The organism is Paraglaciecola sp. 25GB23A (assembly GCF_040012495.1).
Classification (GTDB): Bacteria; Pseudomonadota; Gammaproteobacteria; order Enterobacterales; family Alteromonadaceae; genus Paraglaciecola.
In genome coordinates this window covers 1-15,933 of sequence record NZ_JBDYKM010000015.1, presented here as the reverse complement: position 1 = coordinate 15,933, position 15,933 = coordinate 1, and the positions used below count along the sequence as shown (strand labels likewise).

Sequence of the window (15,933 nt, the reverse complement as noted above, 5' to 3'; positions counted from 1 at the left end):
CATATTTTTGTAATAAAAACGTCTTTTAAACATTTGAGTTCCCCGTATACTGAATGACTAATTTATCAGCAAAAGGGACGCCTATGGCTATTCGATGGGGAAGTTATAAAGTTGCAAATTTGCACGATGAACTACTGCGAGCTAGTGGTAAACCAAGACCTTATGCACAAGATTTATGCGATTATTTGCGCGATTTGAGTGACGCTGAAATCATAGAATACAAAGCTGCAGCTGATTCGGCCATTCAAGTAATGGGAATTACCTTTCGAGTATACAACGACGAAGAAGGCTCAATAGACCGCGCTTGGCCCTTTGATATTATTCCTCGATTAATTGATAAAAAAGAATGGAATGATATTGAAATTGGTTTGAAGCAGCGCGTCAAAGCCTTAAACATGTTTATCGATGACTTGTATAACGGCCAAAATATTATCAAAGACGGGGTATTCCCCGCTGATTTGCTGGATAAGTCCAAAAACTTTCTAGAGGAATGTAAGGGCTTTAGCCCGCCATTGGGTGTGTGGGCGCATATCTGTGGTTCTGATCTTGTCAGAGACAATAAAGGCACTGTGTATGTATTAGAAGATAACTTGCGCGTTCCTTCAGGTGTATCTTACATGCTAGAGAATCGCCAAGTGATGAAGCGAGTTTTTCCAGAAATGTTCGAAAAACTGAATATTATGCCCGTGGATGATTACCCTTCTGACTTGTACGATATGTTGGCAGCGATGTCACCCCGCGATATTCCAGAGCCAGAAATCGTGGTACTGACTCCCGGCACTTACAATTCAGCTTATTTTGAGCATGCCTACTTAGCTCAGCAGATGGGTGCAGAATTGGTTGAAGGCCCAGATTTGGTCGTGGGTGAAGACGACTGTGTATACATGCGCACTATCAATGGTTTGTCTCGAGTAGATGTGGTTTATCGTCGGATTGATGATTGGTTTCTTGACCCTGAAGTATTTAACCCTGAATCCACCCTAGGTGTGCCGGGTATCATGCGAGCTTGGAAGGCTGGTAACGTAGCGCTGGCTAATGCACCTGGTTCGGGTGTCGCAGATGACAAAGTGGTTTATGCCTTTGTGCCTGATATTATTAAATATTACTTAAACGAAGAGCCTATCTTGCAAAACGTACCCACTTATAAGTGTGTCAACGAAGATGAGCGTGCTTATGTATTAGAAAATATAGCTTCTATGGTCGTCAAGCCAGCCAATGAATCGGGTGGTTACGGTATGCTAATTGGCCCGCATTCTAACGCCAAAGAACATGATAAGTTTCGTAAATTAATTCAAGAAGATCCGCGCAACTATGTTGCTCAACCGATGTTAATTTTATCCACTGCTCCGGTGATGGTTGATACCAAAGTTGAACCACGACATTTAGATTTGCGTCCCTTTATTTTAAGTGGCAAAGACGTCAAAGTGACCACGGGCGGATTGACTCGCGTGGCCATGATAAGAGGTTCAACAGTAGTAAACTCATCACAAGGTGGTGGTAGTAAAGATACCTGGATTGTTGATATGGAGGGGTCTTAATTATGTTATCAAGAGTCGCCAGTAACCTATGTTGGTTTGGAAGATATTTAGAGCGTGCTGAAAATACCGCGCGCATCATTAACGTTAACTCAAATTTAATGTTGGACCTGCCTAAGAGTATTTCGCTGGGCTGGGAGCCCATCGTTGATATTCTGTCGTATCGTGATTTATTTTACTCTAATCATAAAGAAGCCGTAGAGCGTAACGTGATTAACTTTATGGTTGCCGATCAAAAAAACCAAGGCTCAATTATTAGCGCCTTAAGTGCTGCTCGTGAAAACGCACGTACCATTCGAGAGATTATTCCACGTGAGGCATGGGAACAGATTAATGAATTGTTTACCTATGCCAAGGAAAACTGTCAGAAGGCGCAAGCCAGACGTTCACGTTATGGTTTTTTAAATGAAATAATTCGTTCTAACCAAACTATTACCGGTATTTTGGCTGGCACCATGACCCATGATGAAGGTTATCAGTTTTTACGTATCGGGCGAAACCTAGAACGTGCCGACATGACCACACGTATCATTGATGTCAGGTCAGCTTCGTTATTGCAAGAAACCGAAACCTCGCAATCCGCATTTGAAAACCTGCAATGGATGAGTGTATTAAAGTCCTTAACCGCTTATCAAATGTATCGTCGTGAAGTGCGTTTACGTATACGTCGGCCTGATGTATTGAAGTTTCTGCTATTGGAAGACAGATTTCCACGTTCCTTGTTACACACCTTGCAGCAGGTAGAAGAGTGTTTGAAAAAATTACCCAATAACGAAGAAGCGATTATGCAAATTCGGGTAGTGGAAAATCAATTGTTGGAAGCTAACCCGCAAACCTTGATTCAAGAAAAGTTACATGACTTTATTGATGATATGCAGCTCGGCTTGAATACGATTTTTGACAAAATAAACCAAACCTATTTTCCAAATAACTAATAGGTCTGTTATTACTAACCACAAGGAAATCTATGTCGCCTAAAATAGACTTAGGATCCACTCCTTTTGGCACACCGCTGGGCACCGCGCCCGGCGGTGTTGTTTCATACTCAAGTGATTATGAAACCGCTGATCAATCCCTTTATCCCAATCGCAGTGCCTATCGAAGTTATTTTGATGGTATTTACATGGGTTATAAGTGGCAATGTGTGGAGTTTGCAAGGCGTTGGTTATATATCAATAAAGGTTACATCTTTAATGATGTGTCCATGGCCTATGAGATTTTCAATTTACCCAGCGTAAGAGAAATCGCCAGCAACGAATTGCTGCCTTTGCAATCTTATAAAAACGGTGCTCAGCGTCATCCTGAGGTTGGCAGTTTGCTGATTTGGGAAGAGGGTGGAGAATTTGTCAATACGGGTCATGTGGCTATCATCACTGAGGTGAGTGATGCTTATGTGCGCATTGTTGAGCAAAATATGAATTTTGTACCTTGGCCTGAGGGACAAGACTATTCTCGTGAAATTAAAGTCAAGATTGGCCGCGAAAATGACTTCTGGATAGAGTGCTCATTCAGTGACGCTACTATACTGGGATGGATGATTCAAACAGATGATAAGGCTCATGCCGAGATATCAGAGCCAGAACTGCGAGAGTTATTTAACTTAAAACCCGCTACGGCCCATAGTTCAGCTCAAGCAGTCAAACCTTGGTTGAATATCGCTAATGATGATGAAGCAGCCTATGTTGAGATGATGAAAGGCCACTGGCTGACGTCGGTCGAAGCGGATCATCTTAGTTATTATATGATGTCGCAAAGCGCTCAAGAAGCGCTTGAATCAGCCACCGATGAACTACATGGTTTGTTTATGCACGCCACTGACTACGTACTGCAACACGATGACTTGCTGCAATCTTTTGGTTTGCCTGAGTCTATTTTGCCGCGAATTCGTCAATCGTGGGATAATCGCTTAAATCAGTTAATTACTAGTCGTTTTGACTTTTCCATGTCTGACAAGGGCTTAAAAGTTTATGAATACAACTGCGATTCCGCTTCTTGTTATATGGAAACCGGAAAAGTGCAGGGTAAGTGGGCCAAACATCTGGGCCTAAAACATGGTGAAGATGCTGGTGGCGAGCTCTTTGCAGAATTGGTTAAGGCGTGGCGCGAAAGTGAAGTTGAAGGTTTAGTCCACGTATTACAAGATACTGATCCAGAAGAAGACTACCATGCACTGTTTATGTTGTCGGCCATTGAAGCAGCAGGTCACAAATGTGAACGAGTGGTTGGACTCAGTTCACTTAGTTGGAATGAACAGGGTGATATTGTTGATGCCCATGGTAATAAGGTGTGTTGGGTATGGAAAACCTGGGCGTGGGAAACAGCCTTAGACCAATTGCGGGTCGAGCAAGATGAGCAGCAAACCATTACCGATAAAATTAGGCCACCCGGTTCGGTACCTAACCTGAGTGATGTATTGCTGAGAAAAGAAATCATGGTATTTGAACCACTTTGGACCCTAATACCAAGTAATAAAGCCATTTTGCCAGTCCTTTGGTCCTTATTTCCAAATCACCCCTTACTGCTTAATACTAGTTTTGAACTTAGTCCTGAATTGGAAGCCAGTGGATATGTGGTCAAGCCTATTGTGGGGCGCTGTGGTGCCAATATTCAGCTTATCGATAAAGACCGTAATGTACTCGCAGACAAGGGAGGGGCTTTTGCCGATAGGACGCAAATTTATCAACAGCTTTTTGCCTTACCTAAAGTGGGTAGTTACTATGTACAAGTCTGTACATTTACCGCGGCCGGAAATTACGCTGGAAGTGGTGTCAGAGTTGATCCGTCGATGATTATTGGTAAAGACAGTGACTGTATGGCTTTGCGTATAGACGATGATTTATCCTTTTTAGATGAGTAATAAATAGTGAATACCAAGGTCAAGGCTGTAGATGCAATGTTAAATGGACAAACCGACTTACCAGAGTCTTTTATTGAACTCCTGCGTACCTTGATGCGCAGCCCCAGTGTAACGGGTGCAGAGCACTCTTTTTTTCGTGTTTTGCAGCGTGAACTAGAAGAGCGTGGTGCCAAGGTCACTTGGTATGAAGGTTTGCTGGTGGCCCAAGGCAGTAAACCTGATTCCCGCATGTTTTCGGCGCATATCGACAGACATGGCTTAGTTTGCACCGGACCCAATGAGTTTCAATATGCTGCTTTTGTTGCAGGAGCTCGTTCTGATTTACTGGGTAACTCGGTGAGTGAGTCCTTGATGCAAAAGATCGTTGACCGCTTTGATGCTGAAAGTGTTTATGCATTTGAACCTTGGTCTGGTGCTTACCGAGGACGAGGTAAAATCATTGGTGCTTACATTTGTGAATATCGTAATAACCTGATTTTTAAAGTCGATGGGCTAGAGCATCTTGTTGCCGGCACACCGGTAGCTTTTACCGATAAGCTGACCATCACTGAGCAAGCCTTAGTGGGGCAATTAGATAATGTATTAACCACTGCTGCCCTAGTGCATCTTTTCGAAAATGGCTTTCAAGGCACGGCATTTTTTACCGCTCAGGAAGAAGCGGGCAAAAGTTGGCGTTATTTACTAGAATGGTTCAGACGATTTGGTGGTTCAACCAACAAACTGATAGTGGTGGATACCAGCCCCTATCCAGATTTACCGACGGCTAAGCAGCAGCAATTGGTTCTACGCAATAAAGACGCTAACGCTAATTTTAATGCTTCCCTCAACCAAGAGTTAGTCAGTATTTGCCAGCGTCTTGGCGTGAGTTATCAATTCAAAGATGAGTACGTGGCGGCACAAAACCGGCTACAAGAACAAAAAGGCGAGCCTTTATCGTCTTATGGCTCTACCGAAATGGGCCGCATTATCGCCGCATCTAATGGTTTGGTTGATGGCACCACCTTGCAAATTCCTTCAAGTGGTTATCACACCATGTCTGAATCAGCACCCTTAGGCTCAGTAGTTGCCTTCTTAAGTATTATGACTGAATTAGCCAATAGCTAATGTCGTCTCTTTTTTAGTAGTCAAATTATGCAAAACGCAAGCTTACTTGCTCAACTTCAGTCCATTGCGGGTCAGCCATTTGTGCTTAGTGATGAAAAAAAGTCGCAAAAATTTCGACATGGATGGCGTTCAGGCGGCGGCAAAGCATTAGCGGTAGTGATTCCGCAAGACTTACTTATTTATTATCGAATTTTACAGGTCTGCGTTGAACATCAAGCGATTATAATCATGCAAGCTGCGAATACTGGCTTAACCGAAGGTTCTACGCCTAATGGTGATGACTATGACCGCCCTATTATCATTATTAACACCTTGGCTATGGATAAGATCTATCTATTAGAGCAGGGCCAACAGGTATTGAGCTTTCCTGGTACGACTTTATTCAGTTTAGAAAAACAGCTGAAACCATTGGGGCGCGCACCGCATTCGGTCATAGGTTCATCTTGTCTCGGCGCTTCAGTGGTTGGCGGTATCGCCAATAACTCTGGCGGTGCATTGGTTAAACGTGGGCCGGCTTATACTGAGCTGGCTTTATTTGCGCGTATTGATGAGCAAGGCAAATTGCAATTAGTCAACCATTTGGGTATTGACTTAGGTGAAGAGCCGGAGCAAATACTCAACAATCTTATGCAGGGTAATTTTGCCACCGAAAACTTAAAAAAAGGTTCGGCCCTCGCTTCTGATCAAGAATATCAAGCACGGGTCAGAGCTATTGATGAAAGTACGCCAAGTCGTTTCAATGCTGATCCTAGGCGTTTGTTTGAAGCCAGTGGATGTGCCGGAAAATTAGCGGTTTTTGCTGTACGTTTAGATACTTTTGTCACGGCAAAACAAGAGCAAGTTTTTTATATCGGTAGTAATGACCCATTGGTATTGGGGCAGCTCAGACGTGACATTTTAAAAAACTATCGCAACTTGCCAGAGGTGGGTGAGTACTTACACAAAGATGTTTTTGATATTTCCGCCAAATATGGCAAAGACACGTTTTTGAGTGTGAAATACCTTGGTACTGACCGCTTGCCCGCGTTATTTTCTTTAAAAGGGCGTATTGATGCGTGGTGCAAAGCCTTACCAATGGTTTCTGTGCATCTTAGCGACAAAGTAATGCAACTGGCAGCGCGGCTTTTTCCTCAGCACTTGCCTACACGAATGCTGCAATATCGCGATAAATACGAACATCATCTGATCCTTAAAATGAGCGACGAGGGCATAACTGAAGCCCGCGACCACTTGGCAGTATTTTTTAAGCAACATCAGGGCGACTATTTTGAATGCAACGCAGATGAAGGCGCCAGCGCACTTTTACATCGGTTTGCGGCTGCGGGAGCGGCCATGCGTTACCAACTGCTGCACCAGCAAACGGTAGGAGATTTGTTGTCACTAGACATCGCTTTACGCCGTAATGATGTTGACTGGCTTGAAGTTTTGCCGCCAAAACTTGAACACATACTCGACAAGAAACTCTATTATGGGCATTTCTTCTGTCATGTTTTCCATCAAGACTATATCTTGAAAAAGGGCGTTGATGCCAAAAAAGTAAAACAACATATGCTAGCTTTGTTAGAGGGGCGTGCTGCAAAATATCCAGCTGAACATAACGTAGGCCACCTCTATTCAGCCGAGCAAAGTTTACGTGAGTTTTACACCCAACTTGACCCTACCAATTCTTTTAATCCAGGTATTGGGAAAACTGAGCGACACCGCCGCAATTGCAGTTGCCAAGCTTAATTCAAAGCAGATTGGTTGAAGCTTTCAGTGAACGCCATTTTTAGCTTCTGATTAACCGCAAATATATAAATGAGATAACAATGAATCTAACAGAAATTGTCGCGTTTTTTAAAGAGCCCCTATTTAGTATCCATGACAAAGTCATTTCTCTAGGCGATTTATTACTATTGCCAAGCGCTTTATTTGTCGGTTATTTCCTGATCAGTTGGAGCATAAAACTGATTACCATGCGCATGCGCAAAAAGGGCGTTGCCCCTGATGTGGTGCATTTGGTTAGACGCATATTATTCATTATTGCCTTGCTAGCATTGTTTATCACCATCTTAGACTTAATCAATGTGCCTATCACTGCCTTTGCTTTTTTATCGGGCGCGGTAGCCATTGGCTTCGGTTTTGGTGCACAAAACATTATTAATAACTTTATCAGTGGCTGGATTTTAATGTGGGAACGTCCCATTCGAATCGGTGACTTTTTAGAGGTGGACGGGGTAAAGGGTAATGTTGAAGCCATAAATACTCGCTCTACCCGCATCAGACGTACCGATGGCGTGCATATGATGATACCCAATAGTTTGTTGCTTGAAAATACCGTGGTTAATTGGACCTTAATTGACAATATGACTCGCACGACGGTGAGTGTCGGTGTGGCTTACGGTTCGCCATGTCGCAAAGTCGCTGAATTAATTGCCCAAGCGGTAGATGAACAAGCTGATATTCTTAAGACGCCTGCCCCGGTGGTTATTTTTGATGATTTTGGCGACAATGCCTTAATGTTTGTGGTGTATTTTTGGATGAATGCCAGTGTTGAAGGACATTTACGCATGATCCGCAGCAATATTCGTTATCGAATAGATGAGCTATTCAGTGAACATGATATTTGTATTGCTTTCCCTCAGCGAGATATTCATGTTGATGGCAAATTGACCTTACATAAAGCAGACTAATCAATGAATATTACCCTGCTGGCAAATCGAGACTTAGCCAGTAATCTAGCCTTAAATTACTTGTATCAGGGACTAGAGCCTCAGCATGTATTGCGCGTTTTGCTGTCAGCCCAGGTAGGCGGTCGAGTCAAGAAACCACTAGCGTTACAAGAGCTCGCTTTTGCTGAGCAGGCTTTATTTAATCAGATGATTTTTCCTGCCTTGCGTAGCCGTGGCGGTAAACTCAAAGACAGACTTTTAGGTTTTGGTGATCTTAAGGCTCTAGGACTTGAAATTAAGGATATAAGTTCTGTCAATTGCGCCCAAGGGCAGCAGATTATCAGGGACAGTAAACCCGATCTGATTGTGTCTATTCGTTTTGGTTTGATCCTAAAACAGGCGGTATTGGCGATACCAGAATATGGAGTAATAAACCTACATTCAGGTAAATTACCTGATTATCGTGGTGTAATGGCGTGTTTTAGGGCCATGCAAAACAATGAGATACAGCATTCCAGTACCTTGCATTATATTCGAGATGATAGTATCGATTGCGGCGATATTATTAGCTACAGCACTACTGCATTAAATTACCAGCTCTCCTATCTAGAAAATGTGCTAAACCTGTATCAAGGTGGAGTAAAACAGGTGCTGCGGGCCATAAGTACTATAGAACGTGATGGTGTGGTTGCCAGTTTTCCGCAATCTTCACAGGGAAATTATTATAGTTTCCCATCTGAAGCTGAAATTGATGACTTTAGGGCAAGCGGTCTACGCTTGTTTGATTATGCACATTTAGCTCAGGTCGTTGAGCAATATCTTTAAGCATGACTTTATTGTCGCTGTTTTTTTTGATCGACAGTATTTTATTACAGTAAATTTGATCAAGCAGAGCTTGGTAAGATTCTTTTTCTAAGCCCCAGCATGGGTTACTATCTTCAGCCAGTTAAGCCAAGATCTTTAAGATATTTGTCCTAGGTGGTTTGGCCCATCTTTGTTAATTTTAACTTTTACAAATTAAAGCAACAGGGAGTTAGATTGTTTAAAAAAACTTTATTAATTGGTTTGTTGCTGTTGTTTACACCCTTACCGACCGTCAAAGTAGCGCTTGCAGGCGAAGTGTCTGTACTGGTGTTTGCGGTTAATTCACCGGGTTCTCCACCCTATGCGTATTTTGATACTGATAGTCAATCCTACCAAGGTTTGGTGCGCGATTTTTTTGAATTTACCGCGGGTCATGGCTCGTTTACCGCCAACTATGTAGATTCTAACCGTAGCCGTAGCGAACAGTTTTTAAGGGAAGGCAAGATAGATATGTTTTTAGCCAACCCTAAATGGTTAAAACAACCTGAAGATTTTATCGCGAGCACTACTATTTTATCTCATCACTCATTTTTATACAGTTTGAATGAGTTTCCACTTGATTTTGAGCTGGCTAAGGCCGCTGGTAAACGAATTTGCACCCGAAGTGGCTTTGTTTATACAGGTTTAGAAGACTTATTTAATAGCAATGTGCTGCTTAGAGTTGATTCAAGCAGCCAAGCAGCAATGGCTGCCATGTTAGCTAAACAACGCTGTGATTATGCAGTTATGAATGATTTTAACGCGGCAGTGACCTTTTCTGACCATAGTTTTTGTGGTCTTAGTATTCATCAATCCCCCTTAGCTACAAGCTCGGTCGACTTGGTTTTTATGATGCGCCAAGACATGCAGAACATAAAAACTCTTATCGATGCGCAACTACAAGATTATATTTCGAGTGGTAAATTTGATGCATCTCTTGCTAGGCATTCAAAAGGACGCCACTTTCCAATCTTGCCTAGTTGTTAAATCACCTCTTGAAAAACTTAAAGAAAATGAGCTTATGTAACGCATTTATCTCAGTTGTTTAGACTTAGCTCAACAGCTTAGAATCATCAAATTAAGTGCTAAATAAATCCCTTAAAAGATGTTTCAGTAAGACTGTCTTATTCAAAAGGTCGATTTTGGCTCGTGGTTGTTTGAAATCCAAGTCTTGACCACCATAGAAGCAAAGAGACGTAGTAATAAGATAGCTTTTGACGCAAGCTAACAGGATAATTCACAGCGAATTTATGCTCAAAGGCAGCACTTTTGTTGCCTACAGCATCAGTAACCACCAGTTGAATTGCGTACTCACCTGGCTGCTTTAATCCAGCCACCAACAAAGTGGTGGTGTCAGTGATTCTGGGGCTGTTCAATTGAAGTGTTACGGGTTTTTGATTAACGTCCATTTATACTCCACGATCTTGCCACCAATATCGACCGAGCGTTGTGCGCTCAATAACAGATCTTCAGCAAATCCAATCCGGCTAGGTGCATCGATAACTGCCGTTGGTTTTTTATCATCAACAATAATCACTCTGGCGATGGTTGGAGAGGACTGATTGCCCGAGTCATCGTTTACTATTAGCTGAAAATCATAAACCCCCGGCACTAATGGTTCTGCGCTGTCGTTTTCTATATTGAGACTCGTGTCTGTGGTGCTGATGGTTTTGTTAACTTTAAGTTGCTTAGATTTAATGGTGGTCATAAGCTTTAAAATCTCTGTGATTACTTAGCGCTTAAGCATAGTCAAGGCGGAGTGTTTTAAGCAAATGCGACAAATAAAAATTTTAAACAAGTACCCAAAAAATCTGCGTGAGTTTCAACCTTTGTGCATTTTTCGCACAATTGCGGGATGAATAATGTGGCTGTATTCTTCCATTTTTGTTCTTTGGGCTGCTGTGAGGGGAGAGGTGTTGACTAAAATCTTACATTTTTCAAATGTTTCAAGGTGTTCACTTTCTAAGCGCGCATCTATGGCAATTTTGGCGATGACTTTGACCAAACTTAAGGCAATGTTGGCATTTTTAGGTGTGAGGACGATGGCTTGTTTCAACAAAGCATAGGAAGGTTTATAACGTTTATTTTTATAATGAGTTGAGGCCATATCGACCAACTCTTTTGGTGAATAATGAATTGCCGTGCGTTCTTGAGACTCTTGCTCAAGGTATTCGTTAATCACTTGGGCTATAAAAGAGTCCCCCTCGATTTGGGTTTTGATTTTATCTAACAGTGCGAGTGAGTGTTCCCAGTAACCTAATTCATGAAAGGCTTTTACTTTGTCTAAATTGTCTTCAATTGAATGTTCTTTACGCACATCCATATGATCGCGAACAATGGTTTCTGCGCCATTTTTATCGCATCTGAGGTTTAACATGCGTGCACTAATAATACTTAATTGATCGCCTAACTGATTTTGGGCACCAAAACTCTCTTGTAATACTCCAAAGTCGCGTTCCGTTTTAGTTAGCAGCTTAATACCCTCTGGACCCGGCAATGTGGCAGCAAGATCAATGGCCGCACGAATCACATTTAGCGCTAGATGAGGGGAGTCATGAATGGAATTTTTAGCATATTTTGCCATATTCTGGGTGGCGATATATTGGCCATGGCGATCATGATTTAAGCGCGCTAAATTCCAAGATTTTTTATTTCGAGAAATGTTTCGCGGAGCAAGCTTGGTCGCTTCTTTAATTATCTCGTAGCCTTTTTCATAGTTTTCTTTTTCAATGTAATATTCGGCTAATATGTCATAGGTGGTAAAACGCGTATCATCTCTTTCTAAGAGTTGGTCAATCAGGGTTTGTGCTTCCTCTAGCTTGTCTTGTTTTAGCAAGCTACGGGCTAAATTGACCGACACCCAACCATATTTATATTGCTCTAACAATTTCTTAAAAAAACTTTCGGCTTGTTCAAATTGCAAAAGTAGTAGTAGGCAATCACCAATTACGCGGTTTATTTGTGGATGAAACTGTGTCAGCCCAGGATCGGCTAACTGACGCTCAGCATAATAAACTGCTGTGGCATATTCTTGTTTATCAACACAGTAATTAAGGCGGTAAAGCTTTTGTTTAATGGTGAACAAATAAATAAAGCGTTTTTCTATTTTATGGCGATCAAGGGGTTTGACCCAAAAATCATTAGGTTGTAGTTCAACGACACAATTAACTAAACCAGAGGAGGTATCAGCGCTAAGAAAAATGACAGTGGTAGTTTTAGTGATAAAACCTTTAAACTTCATTTCTTCTAATAAATTAAAGCCATCTTTGTCGCTTTTTACATCAAAAGACACGAGAACCACGTCAAATTTGGTTTTTTCACATAGTCTCAAGGCAAAATAAGCATTTTCGGCACTTTGAACTTGTTTAATCCCAAGCTCTAATAAGGCTGATTTGATGACTTCATGGACTAAAGTTTGCCCATCAATAATCAGTACCTTTTGTGCTTCAATAGTCTTTTGCGCTGGGATCTCTATCACGTCCTGCTTTCCAACCTTTTATAATGCTTGGATGAGCCCTTAGTATATGCCTATATGACATAACACCAAGTATTAAATTCTGTTTTAAAAGCAAGGGTTTAACTAAACGTTTAAATAACGTCAGTGCAACGAATGCATGTCTAATGTGTCGGCTCGGTTGAGTTATATAATCTAAAATTCTGATAAATAAAGCCTTCCTGACTACGCCTACTGTATATTTATTCCGTAACTATGGTCAATAGCCAAAAGAAGTGAGCACACCTTAATTCGACAGTGAATATTTCTACCTACGGTGGACAAAAATGGTAGGGTTTAATTCATCAATAAAAGCTTAGCAATTTAAAGCTGTAACACAGTTTAATGTTTGGCGCCCTTTAATTAACCAGACCGAGAGCCAGTGTTAAGGCGTCTTGCATCGCTCCCTCATACCTGAGTTAGAATATATTTTCATTTTTATTATCTCTTTTCCAATAGTTCGCGTATACATATTCCGTATTCCTGTATCAAGTGATTGCCGTCATGTGGTTTAGTGCAAAAGTTAAAAGAAAAACGCTGGCTGAACAGCTAGTGTTAACTCATCAATCAGCCGCTATCGTGATTGATGCCGAGCAGCAGTTTATCGCGACTAATGAAGCATTTAACCAATTGAGTCGGCGCATGAAACTGTCTGACCACAATCAAACTTTTACTAGTTTGCGTAAACTTTATAACGAAGATAGCAAGACAATTCATCTCGATGCAGAATTACAACTAAGCCAAAGTTCTGTCTCACTCACAGTTAAAGACCTAGAATCTTGTTCGTTATACGTGTTCGAAGCTGTGCCTTTAAAAATACTTAGCGAACAAGCATGGCAACAACTGTTAGCCCTTAATAAAGATGCGTATGTGGTGTTTGATAAATTTGGTAAATTGGTCATCGCGAACTTAGAGCCAATAAATGCTGGGGTCAGGTATCTAGACCAAGCAGACAAACACCTATTACAAATATTGCAAACCGCTCAAAAATCTACAGATCAGATACTTTGTTTATCTGAGCAAGATGATCTTTATTATCATGTAAACTCTTGCACGCTTTCTTCGGAACGAGGCCCGTTAACTGCTTTTGTGTTATCCCATCAAGCTCAAAACGCTGATTATAAGCAGTTTGAAATGTTGTCCAAGGTGGTAAGTAATACCAGTACTAGTGTCTTGATCACAGATAAAAATGGGTTGGTCGAATATGTTAACCCCGGCTTTGAAAAACTATCAGGTTTAACTTTGGCAGAAGTAAAGGGTAAAAAACCTGGGGTTTTATTGCAGGGCGAACAAACCGATAAAGAAACGGTTAAACGGATTTCGCAAAAACTCAAAGCACGAGAGCCCTTTTATGAAGAGATACTCAACTTTGATAAAGCAGGCGTGCCCTATTGGATTGTTTTATCAGTGAATCCAATTTTTAGTAAAAAAGGCGAACATACTGGGTTTGTTGGTGTTAGCTCGGATGTACGAGATATTAAACGTCTAGTCCTAGAGCAGATCAATCAAAGAGATGCTATTAGCAGCCATTCTGCTGTGTTGGAATTTAGTCACGGTGGCCAATTTATTTCAGCTAATGACTACACCCTAGAGCAGTTAAACATTCATGATCATTCACAAATGCAAAAAGTGGTCGGCAATTTAAAAGACCATTTGGATCAAGCGGGGGAGAAGAAAATTCAGCAAGGCGAGCCGACTGCTGTATTAATAACACTTAGTTACCAAGGCATTGAAGTTATTTTGGATTGTATTATTTCGTCGATTACAGATTTAAATGGTAATGTTTCTAAGTACATTGTGTTTGGTAGTAATGTGTCTTCGCGCAATAAGCTAGTCACTGAAACACATCAAGCAATGTCTACGGTGCTTAGCAAAATTCAAACTACCGTGACGACAATTAACGCAGTGGCAGACCAAACTAATCTACTTGCTTTAAATGCTGCTATTGAAGCAGCCAGAGCAGGTGAAGCGGGCCGAGGTTTTGCAGTAGTGGCTGACGAAGTGCGTAACCTTGCGAAAACATCAAATCAGGCGGCTGTGCAAATTGGCTTACTCATCAACGAAACTCAATCTCATGTTGATCAACTGGCTTCGTTCTTAAAATAGACAATCAGAGAATATTGTTAACGATTGAGATTGCTGCTAGCTATTTATGAAGGCTTGGTTACCCTTTTATTACCTTTACATCAGTAGTGGTAATAAGGGTAACTACCTAAAGAACAAGCAATATTATTAGTGGAGTGCAGGGTATTAAGCCCATAAGTTGAACCTGACAAAGCTTCATCAGAGCCCTGTGGGAGATAGTTTTCCGCAGTGTAAGCAGGTTACTTCATCGCAATGAGGCAATAGTCTTTGGAAAAGCTTTCCGAAAGACTGAGGGACGAATAGATGTTTAATAATTATCGTTGATGTCTTCGTAATTTTTTGTAATTTCCTGATAATTTATATCAGTCACCTAATTGTCACTTTGTCGGCCCACCTTTCGCATTGTTAGCCACAAAAACCCTCGGCTCAAAATACTAGAGCCATTCATAAATAATAATGGCCAAGCCACTGCAAGAGGCATAGTAAGAGCGAAGGCTAAAGTACTCAGGTCTTTTAATATTATAGATAAGATCATAGATTCAGATAAAGAGCCGACGGTTTTTTGTTTGTTGATAACCATGCATTGATGAACCGTACCTTGCACCAAGATAAGAGCCACTATGACCACAAAACCATTGGTACCATAAGTGGCGAGGGCTGGAAACGGTCGAAAATACATCGCCACAAAACCCATTACAATAGCCAATGTTGCGCCAGAAAAGGCAAAAAGACTTAGAAATGAGCGCCTGTCCTTCCAGATATACCCTAAAATCACCAACAGTAATAGCAAGGCTCCGAGGCGAGTCCAAACTAAATAATGATTAAAATTATCAGCGGATAAACCAAAAATGAAATTAGCATAAAATGCAAAAAAACTAGCAGAAAACTGATTAATAGACAGACTTTGACTGGCAGCCTTTCCATTCTTTTTTGCACTTAGCATTTGAAAAATTTGGTGTGATAAACCATACCAAGTAAATACAAAAACCAGTGAACTAAGCCAACCCAACAGGTGGTACCACATATAACCTCACGACAGAAAAACTAAAACTCAAGCCACGGCAACTTTTTTAATAGCACCGAAGTTGTTAGAAAATACTCGGCTTGCAATATGGCCGTTTATAACATCAACCTCTCTCTGCCCTATGGTCTTCTTTTGATTGCCAAAAGCCTAGTCTTTATTATTTGGATCTGCGAAGGATAAGTAGATAGATGCTAGTAAATAGTAGATAGACAAAACAACTGCAAATACAAATGCAAAAGCGATCTCACCACAGAGGGCACAGAGTCACGGAGGTTTCTTTTGTAGGAGCTCCTTTAGGGGCGAAGGATGAGTAGATAGTTGCTAGTAAATAGTAGATAGAA

13 protein-coding genes are annotated in these 15,933 nt (G+C 41.3%); 9 read left to right on the top strand and 4 right to left on the bottom strand.

Translation table 11 applies throughout. The features are described 5' to 3' along the window. Window positions 1-83: 83 nt before the first annotated feature. The 8 genes from ABKW31_RS16420 (at window position 84) to ABKW31_RS16385 (ending at window position 9,977) form a co-directional block, all read left to right on the top strand. Window positions 84-1,538 carry a circularly permuted type 2 ATP-grasp protein gene (locus ABKW31_RS16420; RefSeq protein WP_348617730.1) on the top strand — a complete coding sequence of 485 codons (1,455 nt, stop codon included), beginning with the start codon at window positions 84-86 and terminating at the stop codon, window positions 1,536-1,538. Between the two features lie 2 nt (window positions 1,539-1,540). Next, window positions 1,541-2,470, top strand: a complete 930-nt coding sequence (locus tag ABKW31_RS16415) for an alpha-E domain-containing protein (protein WP_348617656.1) — start codon at window positions 1,541-1,543, stop codon at window positions 2,468-2,470. A gap of 32 nt (window positions 2,471-2,502) precedes the next feature. After that, a complete protein-coding gene (gss, locus tag ABKW31_RS16410; RefSeq protein WP_348617655.1) occupies window positions 2,503-4,392 on the top strand; it encodes a bifunctional glutathionylspermidine amidase/synthase in 1,890 nt (629 codons plus the stop codon). Between the two features lie 36 nt (window positions 4,393-4,428). Continuing rightward, entirely contained in the window at window positions 4,429-5,496 is a 1,068-nt protein-coding gene (locus tag ABKW31_RS16405) for a peptidase M42 (protein ID WP_348617729.1), read from the top strand. 27 nt (window positions 5,497-5,523) lie between these two features. Continuing rightward, window positions 5,524-7,224 carry a D-lactate dehydrogenase gene (dld, locus tag ABKW31_RS16400; protein ID WP_348617654.1) on the top strand — a complete coding sequence of 567 codons (1,701 nt, stop codon included), beginning with the start codon at window positions 5,524-5,526 and terminating at the stop codon, window positions 7,222-7,224. A gap of 80 nt (window positions 7,225-7,304) precedes the next feature. Then, the gene (locus ABKW31_RS16395; protein ID WP_348617652.1) at window positions 7,305-8,168 is read left to right on the top strand and encodes a mechanosensitive ion channel domain-containing protein; all 864 of its coding nucleotides are present in this window, start codon (window positions 7,305-7,307) and stop codon (window positions 8,166-8,168) included. Between the two features lie 3 nt (window positions 8,169-8,171). Next, complete coding sequence (locus tag ABKW31_RS16390) at window positions 8,172-8,972, top strand: formyl transferase (protein WP_348617651.1); 801 nt, start codon at window positions 8,172-8,174, stop codon at window positions 8,970-8,972. A 213-nt stretch (window positions 8,973-9,185) separates the two neighbouring features. After that, window positions 9,186-9,977 carry a transporter substrate-binding domain-containing protein gene (locus ABKW31_RS16385; protein WP_348617650.1) on the top strand — a complete coding sequence of 264 codons (792 nt, stop codon included), beginning with the start codon at window positions 9,186-9,188 and terminating at the stop codon, window positions 9,975-9,977. A 137-nt stretch (window positions 9,978-10,114) separates the two neighbouring features. Here the strand turns inward: ABKW31_RS16385 and ABKW31_RS16380 are convergent, their stop codons facing one another. The 3 genes from ABKW31_RS16380 to ABKW31_RS16370 form a co-directional block, all read right to left on the bottom strand. After that, window positions 10,115-10,399, bottom strand: a complete 285-nt coding sequence (locus ABKW31_RS16380; RefSeq protein WP_348617649.1) for a hypothetical protein — start codon at window positions 10,397-10,399, stop codon at window positions 10,115-10,117. Then, a complete protein-coding gene (locus ABKW31_RS16375; RefSeq protein WP_348617648.1) occupies window positions 10,375-10,698 on the bottom strand; it encodes a hypothetical protein in 324 nt (107 codons plus the stop codon). Before ABKW31_RS16375 ends, ABKW31_RS16380 begins: the two co-directional genes overlap by 25 nt. 114 nt (window positions 10,699-10,812) lie before the next feature. Continuing rightward, on the bottom strand, window positions 10,813-12,468 hold the full coding sequence (locus ABKW31_RS16370; protein ID WP_348617647.1) for a response regulator: 1,656 nt from the start codon (window positions 12,466-12,468) through the stop codon (window positions 10,813-10,815). A gap of 519 nt (window positions 12,469-12,987) precedes the next feature. Here ABKW31_RS16370 and ABKW31_RS16365 point away from each other — a divergent pair. Then, on the top strand, window positions 12,988-14,589 hold the full coding sequence (locus ABKW31_RS16365; protein WP_348617646.1) for a methyl-accepting chemotaxis protein: 1,602 nt from the start codon (window positions 12,988-12,990) through the stop codon (window positions 14,587-14,589). Between the two features lie 349 nt (window positions 14,590-14,938). On the opposite strand, the gene ABKW31_RS16360 is transcribed toward ABKW31_RS16365, so the two are convergent. After that, window positions 14,939-15,592: a hypothetical protein gene (locus tag ABKW31_RS16360; RefSeq protein ID WP_348617645.1), complete on the bottom strand. Its 654-nt coding sequence runs from the start codon at window positions 15,590-15,592 to the stop codon at window positions 14,939-14,941. Window positions 15,593-15,933: the final 341 nt, after the last annotated feature.